Source organism: Sphingomonas hylomeconis (assembly GCF_025370105.1).
Classification (GTDB): Bacteria; Pseudomonadota; Alphaproteobacteria; order Sphingomonadales; family Sphingomonadaceae; genus Sphingomonas; species Sphingomonas hylomeconis.
On sequence record NZ_JANQBK010000004.1, the window covers coordinates 322,700 to 338,134 of the forward strand.

Consider the following 15,435-nt stretch of genomic DNA (forward strand, 5'->3'; position numbering starts at 1 on the left):
CTATTTCAGCCGGTCGATCAGCGCCAGCGCGCCGGCCGGGGCGCGAACCTTGGCGCCATTGATGAAGAACACGAACGTGTCGCGGCCGACCGATTTAGGCGCCGTTGTCTCGACATAGGGCAGTCCCTCAGGTGCACCGCCCGCCGCCCAAGACCGCGCCGCTTCCGCCCAATGATCGAGCTGCTGGTCGGTATAGCCGGTGGTCACGTCCTCCGCGGCGTTTTCCAGGCGCGCATAGACGAAGTCGCCCGTGACATCGGCGATTGCCGGATAGTCCGCCGAGTCTGCATAGACCACGGTTACGCCCGCCTTGCGGCACAGCGCGATGAATTCGGGCACTGCGAAACTTTCGTGCCGCACGTGGACGGCGTGGCGCAGCGCGATGCCGCCTTGCTTGGCCGGCAGCAGATCGAGGAACGCGCCGAAATCGTCCGCGTCGAACTTCTTGGTCGCCATGAACTGCCACAGAATCGGGCCGAGCTTGTCGCCCAGTTCGACGATGCCCTGGGAGAGGAACCGCTCGATCGACTCGCCCGCCTCGGCCAAAACCTTGCGGTTGGTGGTATAGCGCGACGCCTTCAACGCGAACACGAAGCCATCCGGCGCGGTTTTCGCCCAGGTCGCGAAGGTCGCCGGCTTCTGCGTGCTGTAATAGGTGCCGTTGACCTCGATCGCCGTTACCGCGCGAGACGCGAATTCGAGCTCCTTCTTGTGCGGCAGCCCGTCGGGAAGAACACGCCGCGCCACGGTTCAAAGGTCCAGCCGCCGATTCCGACGCGAATCTCATTTTTGCTCATCCGAACCATATAGCCGGAAGTGGCGGAAGCGTCGCGGCAAACGCACGCGGTCGCGTACCGGGCAGATGCGCCGACGGCGCGGCCGATGGGCGCGCTCAGATCGTGCGCAGCGCCTGATAGCCGGGCAAGCCGGGCATCGCATCGATCCAGAAGTCGTCGGCGCGACAGCCCGGCAGATAATCGCGCGTCGCCAGCACCGCGGGTGCGCACAGGGCGATGATGCAGGCGGCGATGTCCGGCGCATCGGCGGGGCCGATCGTGTCGATGATATCCTCGTCGGCAAGCGCGTCGCCACGCAGTTGCGCGATCGCGGCGCGCCAAAGCGCCTCCGGATCATCCAGTACCAGGGTCAGCGACAGGCGATATTCGGGTTGCGGCCCGCAAGTGCGCTGCCCGGCGTCGTGCCGGAGCCCCCTGATCTCGACTGGATGCATCGACGTTCCCCGTTTCAGACCGTGACGGATTTCATTGCGCCGCCACCGCGCGCACGGAAATATCGAGTTTTCCCTATAGTAGTTGTGCGTAGCCGCCCGGCCCGATCACCGCATCGAGCGTCCATGCGCCAGGATGATGCAGAGCTCGGCGAACAGCCGGTCCCACAGGCCAGACGGGATCGCCAATGCTGGACCGGAGGGTTTTTCGACCAGGATCGCAGAGACCGGGTCGCGCACCAGGCGCAGGACGATGCCGTGCGGGCCGGCCAGACGCTCATCCGGCAGGTCGCCCTTGCCCGCCAGCCGTGCCGACATGACGAAGCCCGCCAGAACGTCCGCGCCATATTGATCGAGCGTCAGGTGCGGCCGACCCGAGAGATCGGGCCGGGCAAAGGTTACGGACATCGCGCCCGGATGACGTTCGGCCCTGAGCTGAAGTCGTAACCCGAACGCGTCGATGATTTCGCGGGAACGGGAGAAAATATCGTGGCGCATGCCGACATTCTAGAGATTTCACAGCCACTTCGGACGCAGATGCGGCGTAAGTGGCGGGATGCTGGTGATACGAAAACGGGCGGCTGAACGGGATACCCGTCCAGCCGCCCGCCCCCTGTCGCCGATCCCGTCGGGGGGGATGGATCGGCGAGGAGAAGTTTAACGGAACAGCGAGGTGATGGTCTGCGGCGCCTGATTGGCGATCGACAGTGCCTGTACGCCCAGCTGCTGCTTGACCTGCAGCGCCTGGAGACGTGCCGATTCCTTGGCCAGATCGGCATCGACGAGATTGCCGATCCCGCTTTCGATCACGTCGGACAGCTTGCTGACAAACGAGGCCTGGCCATCGATCTTGCGCGACGCCGCACCCAGGGTGCTGAGCTTGCCGTTGATCGCAGCCGCCTGCGTGTCGAGCGTATCGACCATCGTCTTCGCCGTGGCGGCGTCGGTGAATGTCGCACCGATTGCCGTCACGATCGCCGTGAAATCCTGGTTGTCCACGTCCAGCGTCGTAGCCGCCGTATCGGTCGACTGCAGCGCCTTCACGTCGCCACCGGCAGCCTTGAGCAAGTTGGTCCCGTTGAATTCCGAAGAATCGATGATCGTGTTGATCTGCTCCTTCAGGGCATCGAAATCCTTGCCCATGGCGGTCCGGCTGTCAGCGTCCAGCCCCTCGTCCGACGCAGCCGTCGCATTTGCCTTCATCTGGTTGACGAGGTCCGAGATCTGCTCCGCACCGGCCACCGCCACATCGGTCGCGCTTTTGGCGCGGCTGAGCGACGAGCCCACCGACTTCAGCCCGCCCAGGTCGCCGCGAAGCGTCTGTGCGATCGTGAAGGCGGCCGAATCGTCTTTGGTCGTGGCGACGTTCATGCCGGTGTTGATGCGATTCTGGGTGGTGGCCAGGCTCTTGTTGGTCGCGTTGAGGCTCTGGAGAGCCGCCATTGCGCCGACATTGGTGTTCACGGAAAAGCCCATATCATTGTCCCTTCTGGAAATGGCGGTCGCTTCTGCGACCGGGGGTCGATCCGGCGCCCCGCCGACGGTCCGCAGTTCGCGGCTCGCCCTCTATTGTGGACGTCACACGCACCATCCGGTCGCGACGTGACAAGAATGATCGTTAACGCTGCCCGCTCCGGTGCGTGTCGCGCGCGGCCGGACGCGTGTGCAGCAAACGATCGATTACGCGAACTGGAGCAGGGGCGTCGTAGTGCCCCGCGCCGCAGCAGGTGCCGAGCGCGACGTCTGGCGACGATCGATCGCCACGGGCAGATCGACCTCGCGCCGATCCCATTCGAAGGTATTGGCCTGATCGACCATCTCGCGCGTCTCGCGCAACAGGCCCTGCGCCGCCGCGGACGTCTGTTCGACCATCGCGGCATTCTGCTGCGTGGTCATGTCGATCTGCCGCACCGCATCGGCTATCTGTCGGATCGCCTCGGCCTGGGCGCTGCTTTCGCGCGTCAGCAGCGTCAGCAATTGGTCTACCGCGCCGACATCGTCGACGATGGCGGCAAAATCCTGTTCGACGGCCTCGACCTCACTGACGGCGTGCTGGATGTGATCGGCGGTCGCCGTCAATTGTGCCCGTGCTGTCTGCGCTTCCTGCTCGGCGCGATAGGCAAGCTGGGAAACCAGGTCGGCGACGACCGCAAAGCCGTGTCCCGCCTCGCCGGCGCTACCCGCTTCGATGGCGGCATTCATCGCCAGTACGCGGGTCTGAAACGCAATCTTGTCGAGCGCATCCATCACCCCCGACACGGTATTGGCGCTGTCGCGCACCGCGACCATCGCGGCCGCCGCGGACTGTGCCTTGGCCGATCCCCGATCGACGGCGGTGCGCGCGCGCGCCGCCGATTCCGCGGTCTGGTGCGCCGCGGTCTGTGTGGCTTCGATACGCGCATCGACGGTGACAAGGGCGGCGGACGTCTGCTCCAGTGCGGCGGCGTTGGATTGCGTGCGCACCGCCAGATCCTGCGAGGCTACGGCGATCTCATCCGCCGCCATGCGGATCGCGTCGGCGCGCGCGACGACGGTCTGCACCATCTTGCGCAGCGTGCCGATCGCCTGGTTCATGTTCTTCCCGACAACCGCATATTCTCCGGGAAAGTCGATCGCCAGTTGCCGACGCAGATCGCCGCTCGCCATCTTGACGAGCATATCGGCCAGCGTCCGGGTGATCGTGCCTGTTTCGGCGGCCAGCTGCGCATCCGCCTCGGCACGGCGTTGCGTGGCATCGCGAAATTGCGCAACCGCAAGAGATAGCGCGCCGACCTCGTCGGTGCGATCGGCATAGGGCACGGGCAGACGCGCGCCTGCCGCGAGCTGCGTGGTGACTTCGGCAACATCACCGAGCGGCGTAATGACCCGACGGATGAGCATGATGGAAGCGGTCGCGGTGCCGGCGATCACGCATAACCCCAGCACGACAAGCAGAATGATCGTCCGGGTCAGCGTCGTATCGGCATCCTGGATGAGGGCCGCCTGATTCCGTTGCGCGGCCAGGACCAACGCGTCGATTTCGCGACGATGCCGCGTATAGGCGTCGGATATGAGCGCATAGGCCGCGCGGGCGTCGGTCGCGTCGTTGCGGCGCACTGCGGGGATCAAACCGGTGTCGACAGCACGCCAGAAATCCTCTGCGGGGCGATAGCTGTCCACGATCATGCGCCGCTTGATTTCCGATGGAAGATCAGCCCGCGTCCAATATTCGTGTCGCTCGTCATACTGGCGCCGCAGCAGCTGCAGCCGCGCGATCCGCGCCGCGCCATCCTGCGGCAGGGAAACGAGCTGCGTCGCCTCGAGATAGGCCTCGATGACATAAGCGGGTGGCGGCAGGATGTCGGCCACCAGATCCGACGATTGCTGAAGCTGGCGTTGCGCCGGCCCGCCGATGCGGATCGCATTGACGCTGACCGATGCAATCAGCACGCCTGCCAGCAACAGCCCTAGAAGAGCAGCGCTTCCTAGCCTGACCAACCGTTTAATCGACATCGGCGTTTCCTGACTGAATCTCATCCTGACCATAGTAGCAGCGGGCGGCGGGCGGCGGACGCTGCAGCGTTACAATCCGCTGCTGCGTCCGTCTGTGAAGAACCGGCATATCCTTCAGAAGGGGAATAAAGCGTCGTAAATCTGCTGCCCCCAGCGCGCCTGCTGCGCGTCGGACAGCTGCCCGCGTCCGCCATAACTGATCCGTGCTTCGGCGATCTGCGAATGGCGGATCGAATTGTCCCGCGCGATGTCCTGCGGGCGAACGATCCCGGTGACGATCAGCTCGCGCAACTCGTAATTGACGCGTACTTCCTGTCGCCCGCGAACCATCAGATTGCCATTTGGCAGCACCGCCGTGACGATAGCGGACATCGTCATGCTGATCGTTTCCGACCGGCTGATATTGCCGCCGCCGGACGACTGCGACTTGGAGTTGGTACTGGCGAGATTGGTCGGATCGATGCTCTTGGGCAACAGCTTGTCGAGCCCGAGCAGCGCACCGATGCCGGCATTTTCCGAGCCCGATCGGTTGCGCGATGTCGTGTTTCCGACTTCGGCCTTGTCGGCGATGTTGATGCGGATGGTGAGGATGTCGCCGACCCGCGCGGCGCGCTGGTCGCCCAGGAAGGCCGCCGCACCGACGCGGAACAGCGATGCGCTGGCCGCCGGTGCGGTGCCGTCCGGACCAGCCGGCACGGCGTCGCGACGCAAGCTCGCGCCCGACTGGCCCAACGATGCTTCGATCGTCGGCGCATCGCCCGGATCGGCGGGCGACAGCTTGGGTGCCTTGCCGACGTTCTCGAGCCGCCCGACGACGCCGCAGCCGGATAGCAGCAGTACCATCCCAGCCAGGGACGCGATGAATTTCATGGTCACTCTCCCGAAATCAGCGGCCGACCAGCACCAATCCGCTGGCCGCGACGACGCCGTCGACGGTGCGGTTGGTCTCGCTCACGACGGCCCGCAGCGCCTCGCCCGAACCGCCATCGCCCAGCGCCCGTCCCGCCGTGGTGATCAGCAATCCCCGGTTGCGATAGGCAATCGTCACGGCGTCGCCGCGGTGCACCAGGCGCAGCGGCGCGACATCGGTGATGCGCACCACGTTGCCCGGCGAAAGCGACCGTAGCGCCTCTTTCCCCACGATATCGCTGGCCGACAGCGCGCCGCGGGCCTGTGCGATCTGGCGGGTCTCGATCGCGAAGTCGCCGGCGGACAATGGCTCGCCACGCAATATCGGGCGCGCCAGCACGAAGACCTCCTGCGTTGGCGGCGCCGCACCCGGCGGCGCGAGCTGCGCCTGCACGGATCCTGCAAACACCGTGGCAGCGATCAGGGCGAGGCGACGGGTCATCGCATCTGACTCGTGGTGGCAAGCATTTCGTCGGCAGTCTTCACCACGCGGCTATTCATTTCATACGCCCGCTGCGCGGTGATCAGCGCGGTGATCTCCGATACCGGATTGACGTTCGACGCCTCGATAAAGCCTTGCGCGACACTGCCGAAGCCAGGCTCGCCGGGATTGGCCAGCGTCGGTTCGCCCGATGATCCGCTTTGCAGGAACAGGTTGCCCCCCTGCGCCTCGAGCCCGGCTTCGTTGACGAACGTGGCCAGTTGGAGCTGCCCGATGGTTTGCGGCGCGGGCTGGCCGGCGAGCTTCACCTGCACCTCACCGGTCTTGGATACCAAGACGTCGATCGCTTCGGGCGGAACCGTGATGCCGGGCTGCACCACCAGGCCATCGGCGGTGACCAGTTCGCCTTGATCCGACAGCTGAAACGAACCGTCTCTGGTATAGGCCGTCTCGCCGGAGGGCAGCGTGACCGGGAAATAGCCGCGCCCCTGAATGGCCAGGTCGTAGCGATTGTCGGTCTGCGTCAGCGTGCCCTGGGTGGCGATGCGATAGACCCCGCCGGTCTTCACGCCGGCGCCGATCTGGATGCCGGTCGGCACGCGATTGTCGGCCGAAGACGCTGCGCCCGGGCGCGACACCTGCTGATACAGCAGATCCTGGAACTCGGCGCGCTGACGCTTGAACGCCGTGGTGTTCATGTTGGCGATGTTGTTCGAAATGACATCGACATTGGTCTGTTGTGCCAGCATGCCCGTGCCGGCGATCGATAATGAGCGCATGTTTCTCTCCCGTAAGCGCGATCAGCCGAACCGGCCGAGTTTCTCGATGGCGGATTTGCGCATGTCGCCCAGCGCTTCGGACATGCGCATGCTGGTCTGATAGGCGCGCAGTATCTCGACCATATTCGTCGTCTCCATGATCGGCTGGACGTTCGATCCCTCGACCCCGCCGCTGCGCAGGCGCGTCTGCGTGGCGGCGAGCTCGCGTCCGCCGGTCGCGTTGAACAGGCCGTCACCGCGCGGATCCACGCCGCGTTCGTCGTCGAACATGGTTACCGCAACGCGGCCCAAGGCACCGCCGGGGCCGCTGATCGTGCCGTCCGCACTGATCGCCAGCTGGCCGATCTGGTCGGCCGGCACCGTTATCGGCCGGCCGCCTTCCCCGCGAACCTTGAGGCCGCCGGCGGTTACCACCGATCCGTCCTCGCCGATCTTGAGATAGCCGGCGCGGGTATAGGCCACATTGCCATCGGGCGTGTCGACGGCGAGATATCCTGCCCCATCGATCATGACGTCGAGCGGATTTCCCGTCGTCAGGAAGGCGCCTGGCGAGGTGTCGTGCACCGCCCCCTGATCGAGCACCAGTGACGTCGTCTGGATCGGTGCCGCCGCGTCGCCGGTTCGCTCGACAAATTCCCGGAACACCGGATCCTCGCGCTTGAAACCGGCGGTCGACAGGTTCGCCATGTTGTTCGACGCGACGTCCAGGCGGCGCTGCAGCGCCTGCTCGTGGCTCAGCAAAACATAGGATGAGATGTCCAAGCGTGCCGTTCCTCAAAAAAACCGCATCAATTTCCGGCTAGGCAAAAACTGCCCATCGGCCCCTCTATAATAGGACGGAATTGCCGCAGCGGTCGCCGCGCGGCGGGGAGATCGACCAATGAGCGACCCGGAACACGATGCCGCCGGCACGCCGACCGCTGCCGCACCAGCCAAGAAGAAGCGCCTGATCATCGTCGGCGCCGCCGCCGCCGTGCTGCTCGCCGCCGGCGGCGGCTGGGCGATGCTCGGCGGTTCGAACGACAAGGCTGAGGCTACCGCGGAACAGGCGCCGGCGCACGGGGAGGAGGCGGAGGGGGGCGGAGAAAGCTTCGTCGACGTACCGCCGATGGTGGTGAACCTGCGCACGCCAGACGGCGGCGCGCGCTTTCTGAAGATCCATCTGGTGCTGGTCCCCGGCCCCAAGGCCACGCCGGAAAAGCTCACCCAGCGGCTGCCGTTGTTGCTCGATGCCTATCAGTCGGTGCTCCGCGAGCTTCGCCCGGACGATCTGGCAGGTTCGGCGGCGGTGTATCGTATCAAGGAGGAATTGTTGGTTCGTGCCACCACCACCCTGGGCGCCGATCAGGTCAAGGACGTGCTCATCCAGGATCTGATCCAGCAATGAGCGACGATTTCGACGATTTCGCACTGCCCGATCCCCCGCTTGCAGCGGTGGGTGGCGACGGCAATTTCGATCAGGCCGGGATCGATGCGCTGTTCGGCGATCTCGATGCGCCGATCGAGCCCAAACATGGTTTGCGCGCCGTCATCGAATCCGATGTGATCAGCCATGAACGGCTTCCCATGCTCGAAGTGGTGTTCGACCGGATGGTGCGGCTGTTTGCCACGTCCATGCGCAATCTGACTTCCGACGCGATCGATGTCAGTCTGGAAGACGTGACCTCGGTCCGCTTCGGCGACTTTCTCAACCACGTCGCGCTGCCCGCGATGATCGGCGTGTTCCGCGTCGAGGAATGGGAGAATTACGGTCTCGTCACGGTGGAGTCCGGGTTGATTTACGCAGTAGTGGATGCCCTGCTCGGGGGCCGCCGCGGCGGCGAGCCGATGATGATCGATGGGCGCGGCTTCACCACGATCGAAAGCGATCTGATCGCGCGCATGCTGCGCCAGGTCCTGGCCGATATGGGTGCCGCGCTGACCCCGATTACGCCGACGACCGTTGCACTCGAGCGGATCGAGACCAGCCCGCGTTTCGCCAGCATTGCCGGTTCGTCGAACATCTGTGCCGTGGCGAGCTTCCGCGTCGATATGGAGGAACGCGGCGGTCGATTTTCGATCCTGCTCCCCTATGCGACGATCGAGCCGGTCCGGCATATCCTCAGCCAACGCTTCATGGGCGAGAAATTGGGACGCGACGGCATGTGGGAGGCGCACATGGCCGCGCAGATCCGCGAGACCGAGGTCACGATCGAGGCCGTGCTCGGGGAACGCCTGCTGCCCCTCGCCACCGTCACCGGCCTTGCGGTCGGCCAGACCATCTCACTCCATCGCAGCCCCGACGATCCCGTCCTGCTGACCTCGGGTGGCGTGCCGCTGGCGCAGGGACAAATCGGTCAGCGATCGAACAACATCGCGGTCAGGATGATCACCGACCTCGCCATGGAGAGCCGTTCATGACTTTTTCGACAATCGCCGATCTGGTGACCACAGCATTGTGCGTTGCCGTCATCGTCCAGATGTTGCGCGTCAAACGTTCGCTCGACGCGGTCCGCCGCGGAGATCTCGGGCACGTCGTCGCGGCACTCGACCAATCGACGGTGCAGGCGCGAATCGTCCTGTCCGAGCTGAAGGGTACGCTCGAGCGATGCACCAGCCACGCTGAGACGACCGAGCGCGGGCGCGAAGTGCTCGACGAACTGCGCTTGATGGTCGAGCTCGCCGATGGGGCGGCCGATCGACTGATCGCGGCATCCTCGGCGCGAACCGCCGCCGGCAAAGAGTGCGCGGTGGCATGATGCGCGCACCATCGCTGTTGATCCTGACCGCCGCCACGGCCGCCGTCACCGCCGTCGCCAACACCGTCGAGGCCGCCGCGCCGCCCGCCCCCGGCGCCAAGAGCCGGCTGGGCGTGTCGATCGAACGCGACATAGCCGAGCGCGATCGCACGGCCAGTACGCGACGCCAGGCGCTGGATCTGCGTGAACAGGCGGTCCGTGCCGCAGAAGCGCGTGTGAAGGCCGCGCTGGACGCGCGCGCGCCGGCCGCACGCGCCGGCCCGGACGGGCGAGCGCCCGCCGAAACCCCGCCCCCGCAGTTCGCCGAGCTTGCCGGTATCTATCAGGCAATGAAGCCTGCCAAAGCCGCGTTGGTGTTCGAGCAGCTTGATCTCGACGTTCAGGTGCGGGTCGCACGGCAAATGCGCGGCCGGTCGACCGGCATGATCATGGCCGCGATGACACCCAAGGCCGCAACCCGCCTGTCGATGGCGATGGCGCGCGGCGATGGCGCGGGAACGCCGCTCTTGCCCGCGGGGGCAGCGAGATGAGCTTTGCCCCGCTTGGGTAACACGACGGTGCTCATGCCATCGCCCGTGCGCACCGCAGGGTTTCCCGCGACGCATCGGGAGCGTGAAGCGTGGCGTTGAGAAACGACCGCGCGCATGGCCGCAATGTCATCCGGCAGGCGTTCCTGTTCGCGTCGGGCGCGCTGCACGTAGCGAACGATCCGGTGATCGACTGCGCGATCGGCGATCTCGCCGCGACGCTCGACGCACCCTATGCGGGCGTCGCGATGCTCGACCGGACCGTGGCGCATAGCCTGTCCATGATTGGGCTGGCAGCCGAGCAGGCCGGCGATCTGCGCGTGTTCTGGAGCGATGCCGTGATGCACGCCCAGCCGGTCAACTTCGACGATCTGTCAGCGCATCCCGCTTATGACACGCACCGAGCCGTGCGCTGTCATCCCGCTGTACGTGCCTTTTGCGCGCTCCCGATCACGCTGGCCTACCCGGTGCCGATCGGCGCCATCTTCGTCGCCGACATGCGTCCGCGCCGTGCTTTCCTGCAGGATGCGCGGCCGCATCTTGACCGCGCGTTGACCGTCGTCTCGCGAGAATTGAGCCGACCCCGCCATGTCTATCGCGCCGGTCATGCGTCGATCGACCGGATCATCGACCTCATCCGCGACGCATTGAGCGTCGGGAATGACGCCCTGGTCAGGGACCTCGACGAGATCTTGCGGGATGTCGAAGCCACCTGCAAAACCCCCGGCGGTTGATCAGCGGACGGAGCGCGCCGTAACCTCGACGATCAGCACATGACGGATTTGGGGGTCGACGGATCGCACCGACATGGTCAGCGCCTCCGACAGCAGCTGAACATCGACCGGCGCATTCGGCGAGACCCGCAATCGCGCAAACTCCAGTGCGGCCGACAGCAACGCCGCGCGATAGGCCGGAACGCGGGATGCGTCGCTGCTCGCACCGAGCTCGAGATCGGCCTGGACCAGCAACGTACCCTCCAGGCGTCCGGCATCGAGCACCGGGACGCGTAGTGCGTCGAGCGGCAGCACCGCCGCGGGCTCACTCTCGCCGCCGGGCGCCGTGTTGGCTGTAAGGATCGATGCCGCTGCGGCGAGCGCGGTCAGGCGAAAGCGGGGGCGCATCGACAACTCCGATTGCGCCACGCGAACCGCCTCGGCGCTACCGAGCTATAATAGAACGTGATCCATGATTCCGGACGCTTAGCATGAACCACGATCAAAAACCCGCGCGTGTCCGCGTCGTCGCCGCCACCGCGCCGGCCGCCGTTCCTACCGTCGAACGCCGGCATACAGACAATGGCGCCGCGATGCCCGCCGACCTGTCGACGTCTGCCGCTCGGAGCGGCATCGCGAAGGTCGCGGCCGCAGCGCTCTTTCTCCTCGCCTGTGTGCTGGGTGGCATCGCCGAAGCGGTGCTGAACCGATGACCGTCCCGCGCCGCGCGTCTCTTCTTGCCCTCGCCATGGCCTTGGTTGCCGCCGCGCCGCCGACCATCCAGCCGGCCCCGTCGTCGCGCCTTGCCCCGTTCGCGGCGACATTGGCCGACCGTGATCTGCCGGCGATGCGTGGGGCATGGCCGCGGACCGATCGCTCGGCCGCCTGGGCGGCGATCGCGCAGTCGACCGCGGCCAATCGCCAATCCGCGCGATGGGCGCTCGCCCAGACGCTGCTGGCCGATCGGCAGTTCGCCGATGCCCTTGGTGTGCTCGACACGATGGCGCGTGACGACGCCGATTTGCCGCTTGTGGCAGCGTGGCAGCTGGCACACGGCATTGCCCTGGCGGCGCTGGATCGTCCAAGCGAGGCGCTGAGCGCGCTCGGAAGTCCATCGCTTCTCGGCCATCCGGAAGCCTGCGCGTGGCGGGCCCGCGCCATGGTGGCGACTGGGGACATGGCCGGCGCACGGGGATTACTGAAATGTGCGCTGCCGGCGATCGCCGCGCGCACCGTGCCCGATCAGGCGCCGTTTCTGCTGACCTTTGCCGATGCGGCCGTCGTGTCGGACAGGCCACGACTCGCCATCGATCTGCTCGGCGCGCTCGATGATCGTGATCCCGCCGCAAATTTGCGGCGCGGCCGCGCGTTGCTGGCCGCCGGCGATATCCGCGCCGGCACCCTGTTACTCGACCGCGCGTCGCGCAGCGGCACGCCCGACGTGCGCGCCGCCGCGCAGCTGGCGCTTATCGCCCAGCGTGCGGCGGGGCCAGCCGCCCCGCCCGCCGCGGCCACGGCGGCGCTGGATCAGTTGTTGCGACGCTGGCGGGGCGATGCGATCGAGCGAGAGGCGCTGGATCTGCGGTGGCGGCTCGCCGAACGTCGTGGGGACACGCGCGCCGCGCTGGCGGCGGGCGCAACCCTGTTCCGCTATTTCGACCTGGGCGCGCAGACCGCGCCGACGCTGTCGCGCCTTCAACAACAATTGCGCGCCGTCGTCTCGGGCGACGCCAGATCGTCAGTCGATGACATTGCCGGCACATTCTGGGATTATCGCGATCTGCTGCCTGGTGGTGCCGAGGGCGAGGCGCTGACCGCCGCGCTGGCCGAGCGACTGACGGCGGCGGGCCTGTACGGCCGCGCCGCCGAATTGATGCGCACGGTGCTCGACCGGCGCCCCTTGGACGCAGCCACCGGCCCGCTGTCGGTTCGGGTCGCCCATCTGTACCTGCGCGCCGACGATCCCGAGGCCGCGCTACGCGTGCTGCGGCGCGGGGCGCCGACCGTCTTTCCGCAACCGATCCAGGTGCAGCGCCGCCAGATCGAAGCCATTGCGCTGTTCCGCCTTGGCAAGGCGAATGAGGCGCTGGCGATTCTGGACGACGTGCCCGACACTGCGGCACTGCAAGCGGAACTGCTGTGGCAGAAGCGCGACTGGCCGGCATTTGCACGCGTCGCGCGGCGCCAGCTGCCGGATCCGCGACGACTGGACGCGACGGGTCAGGCCATGGTGCTACGGCAGCTGGTCGCCCTCACGAACATCGGCGACGCCGCCGGCGTCACGGTGCTGCGACGCCGCTATGCCAGCGCCTTTGCCCCGCTACCGAGCCGCGACGCGTTCGCGCTGCTGACCGATCCGGTGGATGCGCTTGACGCAGCCAAGGTCGACAAGGCCTTTTCGCGGCTTACTGCGGCTAATCCCGACGCGTTGTCGCTTGTCGCGGTCGGCGGATGATCCTGATCACGGCAATAGGACGCTGACAGCAAAATGCCCCGCCCACTTTCGTGGACGGGGCGCGGCCGGGCGCGAGTTCGGGGGGAGAATCAGAACTCGTCCCAGTCGTCCGTCGAGCGCACCAACGCGGGCAATGCCGCAGCCGGCAACGGCTTGACTGGAGACAGATATCCTTGCGCGGTCGTCGCGATCGATCGGGTGGCCTGAGTGGCGGCGACGGGGGCGGCGGGGGCGGCCGCCGACACCGTCTGGCTGTTGCGGAGCGCTGCCGGCCGGACGGCCCCGTTATGGCCACCATGACCCGGCGCCGAAACACTGGCCTTCCCAGGGGCCGCCAAGGCCGGCGGTGCGGCACGCGCCCCCTGATCGATCACGAAGGCCGACGTCTTGTGCGTCAGGACGGTCACTTCGCCATTCAGGTTGCGAGCCGCAGCGGATGCTTCCTCGACCATCGCGGCATTCTGCTGCGTCGCCTGGTCCATGTTCTGGATCGCGCTCGATATCTGCTCGATCGCCGCCGCCTGGGCGACATTGTCGGTCGACATGGCGCCCAGCAATTCGTGGACCACGGTCACGTCGCGCGAGATCGCGACCAGGGCATTGTCGACCTTCTGCACCGCCTCGACCGCCAGGCCGACGTCATTCTGCGTCGTCGTGAGCTGCTCGCGCGCGTGCCGCGCCTCTTCTTCAGAACGCATTGCCAACTGGCCGACCAGATCGGCGACGACCGCGAAGCCGCGGCCGGACTCGCCCGCCCGGCCCGCTTCGACGGCCGCGTTCATTGCCAGCACGCGGGTCTGGAACGCGATCTTGTCGAGCCCTTCGATGACGCTGTCGATGCCCTTGGCGCTGTCGGCGACGCGGTGCATCGCCTGCACCGCCTCCCCTGCGGTACCGCGACCGCTGCCGACCGTCGCGATCGCCTGATCGGCACGCTCAACCGTCCGCTGCGAATCGTCGGCGCCCTTGCGCAGCCGGTCGTTGATCTGAGTGACGGCAGCGGAGGTTTCTTCGAGCGACGCTGCACTGGCCTCGGTGCGCCGCGCTAGGTCTTCGGACGCCTGCTCGATCTCGCGCGATCCCGCAGCGATCGAACGGCTGCTTTCCGACACTGCACCGATCAATTCGCGCAAACTCGACAAGGCGCCATTGTAATAGCGTTTGAGCCCCGCATAGCTTTCGGGGAAATCAGCCGCGATCGGCCGTGTGAGATCGCCCTTCGCCATCATTTCGAGATGCGACGACACCGTGTCGATGACCATTTTGAGATCGGCCTCCGCTTGGCGCTTGATCTCAACGTCCCGCGCCTGCTGTTCGGCGTTTCCGCGCAGCACCTCGAGCGCCGTGGCCATAGAGCCGACTTCGTCGCGACGATGGTTGCCGCGTATCTCGATGCCGACGTTGCCGCTTGCCAGCGATCGCATGCTCTGTCCGATCGCAACCAGCGGGCCGCTGATCGTGCGTCGGGTTAGGAATACGCCGGTGCCGATCGCGACCGCGATCCCAGCCAGCCCGAGCAGGATCAGCCCGCGGCTGGTTGATGCGGCGCCGTCCCGCAATGCGGATGAGGTTGCTGCGCGCGAACGGGCGCTGCTGTCGATGAACTGCTGCAGTTCGTCGTGCAGGCGCGTCGCGACAAGATCGGCGCGGGCAAGCGTCGTGCGCGCCTGTTCGTTGTCGTTCGCCAAACCGAGCCGCGCCGCGCGCGACGTCACGTCCGCGAGGTCGACGAGCAAAGTATCGATGTTTGCGATCGCCGCGGCGTTGGCCGGCTCGGCCGATGCGACTTCCCGCAACGATTTGCGCGCTTCGGCATAGTCCTGTTGAATTTTCTCGGCGGCATCCACCGCAATCTTGCTGCGCCCGTCATAGGCCATCGTCTTGTAGCCGTTATACACGATATTACCGGCCAGTCGGCTGACATCGGCCAGACGCAGTGCATTCGACACGCGCCCCTCGACCAAATCCGCATATCCGTCGCTGACCGACTGCAGACGCGAGGAGCCATTGAGGACCAAGGCCATCGTTACTGCGCCGAGCATGAGCATCAGCGCCGCAATCTTTGCGGCAATCTTGAGGTTCGCAAAGGCGTTCATCAACATCACTCTCTTGATGAGCCCGGGCACACGGCAGCGGCGCCACGGAAGATAAA

17 protein-coding genes and 1 pseudogene are annotated in these 15,435 nt (G+C 66.3%); 7 read left to right on the forward strand and 11 right to left on the reverse strand.

Going from position 1 to position 15,435, the window contains the following annotated elements; translation table 11 throughout:
- The 9 genes and pseudogenes from NV401_RS08055 to NV401_RS08095 form a co-directional block, all read right to left on the reverse strand.
- Positions 1 to 797: pseudogene (locus tag NV401_RS08055) on the reverse strand (DUF72 domain-containing protein).
- Between the two features lie 95 nt (positions 798 to 892).
- The gene (locus NV401_RS08060) at positions 893 to 1,231 is read right to left on the reverse strand and encodes a hypothetical protein (RefSeq protein WP_261293880.1); all 339 of its coding nucleotides are present in this window, start codon (positions 1,229 to 1,231) and stop codon (positions 893 to 895) included.
- A gap of 105 nt (positions 1,232 to 1,336) precedes the next feature.
- Positions 1,337 to 1,726, reverse strand: a complete 390-nt coding sequence (locus NV401_RS08065) for a hypothetical protein (RefSeq protein WP_261293881.1) — start codon at positions 1,724 to 1,726, stop codon at positions 1,337 to 1,339.
- 159 nt (positions 1,727 to 1,885) lie between these two features.
- Positions 1,886 to 2,704 carry a flagellin gene (locus NV401_RS08070; protein WP_261293882.1) on the reverse strand — a complete coding sequence of 273 codons (819 nt, stop codon included), beginning with the start codon at positions 2,702 to 2,704 and terminating at the stop codon, positions 1,886 to 1,888.
- Positions 2,705 to 2,908: 204 nt separating this feature from the next.
- A complete protein-coding gene (locus NV401_RS08075) occupies positions 2,909 to 4,720 on the reverse strand; it encodes a methyl-accepting chemotaxis protein (protein ID WP_261293883.1) in 1,812 nt (603 codons plus the stop codon).
- Between the two features lie 114 nt (positions 4,721 to 4,834).
- The gene (gene flgH / locus NV401_RS08080; RefSeq protein WP_261293884.1) at positions 4,835 to 5,590 is read right to left on the reverse strand and encodes a flagellar basal body L-ring protein FlgH; all 756 of its coding nucleotides are present in this window, start codon (positions 5,588 to 5,590) and stop codon (positions 4,835 to 4,837) included.
- 16 nt (positions 5,591 to 5,606) lie between these two features.
- Positions 5,607 to 6,071: a flagellar basal body P-ring formation chaperone FlgA gene (gene flgA, locus NV401_RS08085; protein ID WP_261293885.1), complete on the reverse strand. Its 465-nt coding sequence runs from the start codon at positions 6,069 to 6,071 to the stop codon at positions 5,607 to 5,609.
- Positions 6,068 to 6,850 carry a flagellar basal-body rod protein FlgG gene (gene flgG / locus NV401_RS08090; protein WP_261293886.1) on the reverse strand — a complete coding sequence of 261 codons (783 nt, stop codon included), beginning with the start codon at positions 6,848 to 6,850 and terminating at the stop codon, positions 6,068 to 6,070. The genes flgA and flgG overlap by 4 nt, the downstream gene beginning before the upstream one ends.
- 21 nt (positions 6,851 to 6,871) lie before the next feature.
- Complete coding sequence (locus NV401_RS08095; RefSeq protein WP_261293887.1) at positions 6,872 to 7,612, reverse strand: flagellar hook-basal body protein; 741 nt, start codon at positions 7,610 to 7,612, stop codon at positions 6,872 to 6,874.
- A 118-nt stretch (positions 7,613 to 7,730) separates the two neighbouring features.
- Between NV401_RS08095 and NV401_RS08100 the strand changes: the two genes are divergently transcribed.
- The 5 genes from NV401_RS08100 (at position 7,731) to NV401_RS08120 (ending at position 10,849) form a co-directional block, all read left to right on the forward strand.
- The gene (locus NV401_RS08100; protein WP_261293888.1) at positions 7,731 to 8,237 is read left to right on the forward strand and encodes a flagellar basal body-associated FliL family protein; all 507 of its coding nucleotides are present in this window, start codon (positions 7,731 to 7,733) and stop codon (positions 8,235 to 8,237) included.
- Positions 8,234 to 9,250 carry a flagellar motor switch protein FliM gene (gene fliM, locus NV401_RS08105; RefSeq protein ID WP_261293889.1) on the forward strand — a complete coding sequence of 339 codons (1,017 nt, stop codon included), beginning with the start codon at positions 8,234 to 8,236 and terminating at the stop codon, positions 9,248 to 9,250. Before NV401_RS08100 ends, fliM begins: the two co-directional genes overlap by 4 nt.
- The gene (locus NV401_RS08110; protein ID WP_261293890.1) at positions 9,247 to 9,588 is read left to right on the forward strand and encodes a DUF6468 domain-containing protein; all 342 of its coding nucleotides are present in this window, start codon (positions 9,247 to 9,249) and stop codon (positions 9,586 to 9,588) included. Before fliM ends, NV401_RS08110 begins: the two co-directional genes overlap by 4 nt.
- A 17-nt stretch (positions 9,589 to 9,605) precedes the next feature.
- Positions 9,606 to 10,118 (forward strand): MotE family protein, encoded by a 513-nt coding sequence (locus NV401_RS08115; protein WP_261293891.1) that lies wholly within the window; start codon positions 9,606 to 9,608, stop codon positions 10,116 to 10,118.
- A gap of 89 nt (positions 10,119 to 10,207) precedes the next feature.
- On the forward strand, positions 10,208 to 10,849 hold the full coding sequence (locus tag NV401_RS08120; RefSeq protein ID WP_261293892.1) for a hypothetical protein: 642 nt from the start codon (positions 10,208 to 10,210) through the stop codon (positions 10,847 to 10,849).
- Here the strand turns inward: NV401_RS08120 and NV401_RS08125 are convergent, their stop codons facing one another.
- On the reverse strand, positions 10,850 to 11,236 hold the full coding sequence (locus tag NV401_RS08125; protein ID WP_261293893.1) for a hypothetical protein: 387 nt from the start codon (positions 11,234 to 11,236) through the stop codon (positions 10,850 to 10,852).
- An 83-nt stretch (positions 11,237 to 11,319) separates the two neighbouring features.
- On the opposite strand from NV401_RS08125, the gene NV401_RS08130 reads away from it, so the two are divergent.
- Together NV401_RS08130 and NV401_RS08135 are read left to right on the forward strand one after the other, a co-directional pair.
- Entirely contained in the window at positions 11,320 to 11,541 is a 222-nt protein-coding gene (locus tag NV401_RS08130; RefSeq protein WP_261293894.1) for a hypothetical protein, read from the forward strand.
- On the forward strand, positions 11,538 to 13,283 hold the full coding sequence (locus tag NV401_RS08135) for an endoglucanase (protein WP_261293895.1): 1,746 nt from the start codon (positions 11,538 to 11,540) through the stop codon (positions 13,281 to 13,283). The genes NV401_RS08130 and NV401_RS08135 overlap by 4 nt, the downstream gene beginning before the upstream one ends.
- 89 nt (positions 13,284 to 13,372) lie before the next feature.
- Here the strand turns inward: NV401_RS08135 and NV401_RS08140 are convergent, their stop codons facing one another.
- Positions 13,373 to 15,379, reverse strand: coding sequence for a methyl-accepting chemotaxis protein (locus tag NV401_RS08140; protein ID WP_261293896.1), 2,007 nt, complete (start codon positions 15,377 to 15,379; stop codon positions 13,373 to 13,375).
- Between the last annotated feature and the right edge of the window lie 56 nt (positions 15,380 to 15,435).

What these genes read in the sequence shown, in the direction of transcription:
- flgA (WP_261293885.1), bottom strand. Translation starts at nt 6,071, where the DNA reads ATGACCCGTCGCCTCGCCCTGATCGCTGCCACGGTGTTTGCAGGATCC.
- NV401_RS08125 (WP_261293893.1), bottom strand. Translation starts at nt 11,236, where the DNA reads ATGCGCCCCCGCTTTCGCCTGACCGCGCTCGCCGCAGCGGCATCGATC.
- NV401_RS08135 (WP_261293895.1), top strand. Translation starts at nt 11,538, where the DNA reads ATGACCGTCCCGCGCCGCGCGTCTCTTCTTGCCCTCGCCATGGCCTTG.
- NV401_RS08070 (WP_261293882.1), bottom strand. Translation starts at nt 2,704, where the DNA reads ATGGGCTTTTCCGTGAACACCAATGTCGGCGCAATGGCGGCTCTCCAG.
- fliM (WP_261293889.1), top strand. Translation starts at nt 8,234, where the DNA reads ATGAGCGACGATTTCGACGATTTCGCACTGCCCGATCCCCCGCTTGCA.
- NV401_RS08140 (WP_261293896.1), bottom strand. Translation starts at nt 15,379, where the DNA reads ATGAACGCCTTTGCGAACCTCAAGATTGCCGCAAAGATTGCGGCGCTG.
- flgG (WP_261293886.1), bottom strand. Translation starts at nt 6,850, where the DNA reads ATGCGCTCATTATCGATCGCCGGCACGGGCATGCTGGCACAACAGACC.
- NV401_RS08100 (WP_261293888.1), top strand. Translation starts at nt 7,731, where the DNA reads ATGAGCGACCCGGAACACGATGCCGCCGGCACGCCGACCGCTGCCGCA.
- NV401_RS08060 (WP_261293880.1), bottom strand. Translation starts at nt 1,231, where the DNA reads ATGCATCCAGTCGAGATCAGGGGGCTCCGGCACGACGCCGGGCAGCGC.
- flgH (WP_261293884.1), bottom strand. Translation starts at nt 5,590, where the DNA reads ATGAAATTCATCGCGTCCCTGGCTGGGATGGTACTGCTGCTATCCGGC.
- NV401_RS08065 (WP_261293881.1), bottom strand. Translation starts at nt 1,726, where the DNA reads ATGCGCCACGATATTTTCTCCCGTTCCCGCGAAATCATCGACGCGTTC.
- NV401_RS08110 (WP_261293890.1), top strand. Translation starts at nt 9,247, where the DNA reads ATGACTTTTTCGACAATCGCCGATCTGGTGACCACAGCATTGTGCGTT.
- NV401_RS08075 (WP_261293883.1), bottom strand. Translation starts at nt 4,720, where the DNA reads ATGTCGATTAAACGGTTGGTCAGGCTAGGAAGCGCTGCTCTTCTAGGG.
- NV401_RS08130 (WP_261293894.1), top strand. Translation starts at nt 11,320, where the DNA reads ATGAACCACGATCAAAAACCCGCGCGTGTCCGCGTCGTCGCCGCCACC.